The organism is Trinickia sp. (assembly GCF_051961175.1).
Classification (GTDB): Bacteria; Pseudomonadota; Gammaproteobacteria; order Burkholderiales; family Burkholderiaceae; genus Trinickia.
Genome location: NZ_JBQCDN010000020.1, coordinates 1 through 3,447, shown reverse-complemented (window position 1 = coordinate 3,447; position 3,447 = coordinate 1). Strand labels below are relative to the sequence as shown.

Sequence of the window (3,447 nt, the reverse complement as noted above, 5' to 3'; positions counted from 1 at the left end):
GCTCGAGCCGAGAATCGTCGCGGCGAGCGCAAGACGCTTGCGCCGGCATGGCCGATCCACTGTTGCGTGCTGCGAGCGGATGACGAGTTCGTCACACGGGCTTGCTTGGGCGGCAACAGCGCGGGTGGTGTTTGGGGCACTATGGAGCAGATTTCGGTTCGCCACACTCGCTCCCGGACAGGTCGGTGGTGACAGCATAGCAAGTGAACTTGATGGAACATGGGAGCGAGACATATTTAGGCTCGCCGCCGTGAAACGAATTCGTTGTTGGGCGTTTAAACTCAAGCAAGGACAGTCGAGAAGATGAGCAAGACGATTTGAAAGGGCATTGATCGATTTGGGCCAACGGAAACTGGCGGCTGACCTTCACGTTCGAAGGTACGGACGCGCCCCTGGTTGCTTACCAGGATAGTGAGTAAGGTGAATGTTTTGACGATGATGCACAATCCCGCGCACCCGGGCGAGGTGCTGCGGGAATGGATCCCCGAGGACATGACCGTCGAGCAGGCGGCTGAAGCGTTGCAGACCGACCGCGTTACGCTATCCAACGTGCTGAACGGCAAGTCAGGCGTGACCGCCAGCTTCGCGCTTAGGCTTGCTGCATGGCTGGGCACGTCGCCCGAAATGTGGATCGGCATGCAGGCACAATGGGATTTGTGGCAGGCGCAGCAGCGGCCGGCCCCGAAGATTAAACCGCTTCCGCGGCACGCTGCTTGATGCGAATGGCTTCGCATCTTGTCCGTATTGCGCGGAATGTGGGTGAAGCCGTCGTCTGAACGGCACGGTCGGGGCGACGTTGAACTTCCTGGCCGCACTGTGCCATACGAGCCGTCGCCTCACTCGGGCGGGTGCGCCGACATCGGAGCGGCAGATATCGACCGAGGCCGTGTGAAAACGCTCGGTATGTTCAGTATGTAGTAGAGCAAGCGGCCTATGTGCGAGCTTCGCGAAGTCGGTGCATTGCTGCGTGTGCGTTGACGGGGCCTACCGCCCCCATCGCTGCGATCAACGTCTTCATTCCCAGTATTTTGATCGCTCGCTTCATATTGTATGCCAGCACGTTCAAGCTCATCTCCGCTCGGACATGCCGGAGCGTTCTGGTCAGGAAATGCGTGGCGCCCATCCAGAATTTGAGCGTCCCGAACGGGTGCTCGACGGTCTGGTGTCTCAATCTTGCAGCATCCGGCATTTGATCGAGACGGCGCTGCATATCGTCGAGTACCTTCTCATCTTCCCAGCGCGCGATCTTGCGGTAGTCGGCGTGCATCGCGGTTTCAATTCGCATCTTGGACGCGCCGAGGACCAGTACTTGGGTATTGTGAGACCAGCCCTCAACCGTGGTGAAGCGATGTATGGCACGTTCGCCGACAGGGCATCGATACTCGTCGTCCGCTTCGATGTAGATGAAATCGCGGTTGTGGAAGCGTCCCTCGCGTATGCTGCTTGAGGTGAGTGGTTTCGGAACCAGCGTTTCAATACCATTCTCTTTGCATCGCGGGATCTCGTCGCTTTTGAAGTACCCGCGATCGGCGAAGGCAGTCATGCTGCTCTCGCCGATCGCCTCCCGCGCAAGTCCCGCCATCGAGGCCAACTGTGAGCGATCGTGGCCGACGTTGACGACTTCATGTGCGACGATCAGGTGATGCTTCAAATCCACCGCGGTCTGCACGTTATAGCCGACCATGCCTGTTCGTCGCCCACTGGTCGCCATCGAACGCGCGTCAGGATCAGTCAGTGAGATCTGGCCGTCGGGGCTGGCCTTCATCTGAGTTTCGATTTCACCTAGCTTGCGCATATGCGCCCGCACCTTCAGGATCTTCTCCTTCAGATGCGCGACTCGCTCTTTCGGCAAGCTGCCAGGTTCTCGGTCGGCCCGATCAAGCTCGTCCATATAGCGCGCGATACTTTGCTCGAGTTGTTCCTTGCGGGCTTCGAGTTTGCGATCCGTGAAGTTCTTGTCGCGGTTGTTTACCGCGTTGAACTTACTTCCGTTGATCGCGGCAGTCGCATCGACGAATAGCTTCAGACGCCGACAAAGCACAACAAACTCTCGGCGGAGCGCGCGTATCGCGTCTCCGTTGTCCGTGCGGAAATCCGCGATCGTCTTGAAGTCCGCTGTCAGTCGCCCGATTAGCCAGATGAGCTCAAGATTGCGCTGAGCCTCTCGTTCTAGTCGCCGACTGGACTGAAGACGGTTGAGGTAGCCATAGATGTAGAGCTTGAGCAGGATTGCTGGATGGTAAGCAGGTCGGCCGGTCGCCGCAGGTGAAGCACGTTCGAAGCCCAGAGCGGCGAGATCAAGTTCATCCACGAAGACATCGATCACGCGGACTGGATTCTCTCCATCGATGTAGTCCTTAAGAAACTCTGGCAGTAGCACAAGTTGCTCTCGCGCCGCGCATTCGATGTATCGCTTCATGGGCCACCATCGAAAAAGGTGTTGGTTCACTATGGGTGATCAATGCGTTTCCACACAGCCTCGACCCCTTCCCGCCGGCCGCCCTGTCAGCGGCTCAAGGGCAGGTAACGGGGCACTCCGGTCGTCCAAGCCGCATTTTCCGGAACAACACGTCAGCGTTAGCGGGCGTTGACACGTCATCTAGCCACTGGCAGCTATCGAATGTCGACGCTTGGAGATCTGCATTGAGTCGAATAATACATAGTGCTTTCAATGTCGTATGAAACGGCTCAATTTGTTAGAAATATGAAAGGAGGCGTCGACAAATAAGCGTCATTTCATGAGCGCGTGCGTCGACATCACGGCATCCCATTCATCGGCCATCGCCTGCTCGCATGTCAATGACGCACATTGGTTGTTCCGGGCAACGCGCCCTGCTAGGATATCTTCACTACAACTTCATATCCAATAAGATGCCTGGAGCCACCTTTGCTGCAACGATAGCAGCAGCCGCTTTAAAAAAACCGCTCGAGGACGCGTATAACGCCGCGACGGGTGCCGTTAAATCTCTTGTCCAGAAATGGATGGTAAGTGGAGTTAGAGATTCGATTGCGCTAAAGATTGAAGAAGTAGAGATGGTGCGGACGATCTTCAAATCTGATTTGGTGCCACTTTCCTCCTTTTACTATCCATCGCGCGTAAGATCTGGCGGTATTGCAGGGCAATCATGGATTGCAGCTACACTTGATGAGCTGAAGACGACGGGGAATATTTTGCTCTATGGAACGGTGGGGCAAGGTAAATCGATGTTCATGCGCAATCTATGCGTATGGGAACTTCGAGAAGGGAAGAGGATTCCCATTTTCGTCGAACTAAGAAATATTGATGAGAGAAACGGAATACTTGACCTGGTTCAGTCTGCGATGGAGTCGCGTGGTTTTTGCGGCTTGGCCAAAAATAAAAAAAAAATTATTATATTTAAAATAATATTTTAAAAAATTATTTAATATTTTTAAAAAAAAAAAAAAAAACACACACAAAAAATACAA

At 54.6% G+C, this 3,447-nt stretch carries 3 protein-coding genes and 1 pseudogene; 2 read left to right on the top strand and 2 right to left on the bottom strand.

Annotation, left to right across the window (positions count from 1 at the left end):
- Nucleotides 1–198, bottom strand: a pseudogene (locus ACTHL0_RS01345) (hypothetical protein); the annotation flags it as partial.
- 222 nt (nt 199–420) lie between these two features.
- Between ACTHL0_RS01345 and ACTHL0_RS01340 the strand changes: the two are divergent.
- Nucleotides 421–717, top strand: a complete 297-nt coding sequence (locus ACTHL0_RS01340) for a HigA family addiction module antitoxin (RefSeq protein WP_440564769.1) — start codon at nt 421–423, stop codon at nt 715–717.
- 214 nt (nt 718–931) lie between these two features.
- Here ACTHL0_RS01340 and ACTHL0_RS01335 read toward each other — a convergent pair whose 3' ends face one another.
- Nucleotides 932–2,419, bottom strand: coding sequence for an IS1182 family transposase (locus ACTHL0_RS01335; protein ID WP_440564768.1), 1,488 nt, complete (start codon nt 2,417–2,419; stop codon nt 932–934).
- 374 nt (nt 2,420–2,793) lie between these two features.
- On the opposite strand from ACTHL0_RS01335, the gene ACTHL0_RS01330 reads away from it, so the two are divergent.
- The gene (locus ACTHL0_RS01330) at nt 2,794–3,393 is read left to right on the top strand and encodes a hypothetical protein (RefSeq protein WP_440564767.1); all 600 of its coding nucleotides are present in this window, start codon (nt 2,794–2,796) and stop codon (nt 3,391–3,393) included.
- Nucleotides 3,394–3,447 lie beyond the last annotated feature (54 nt).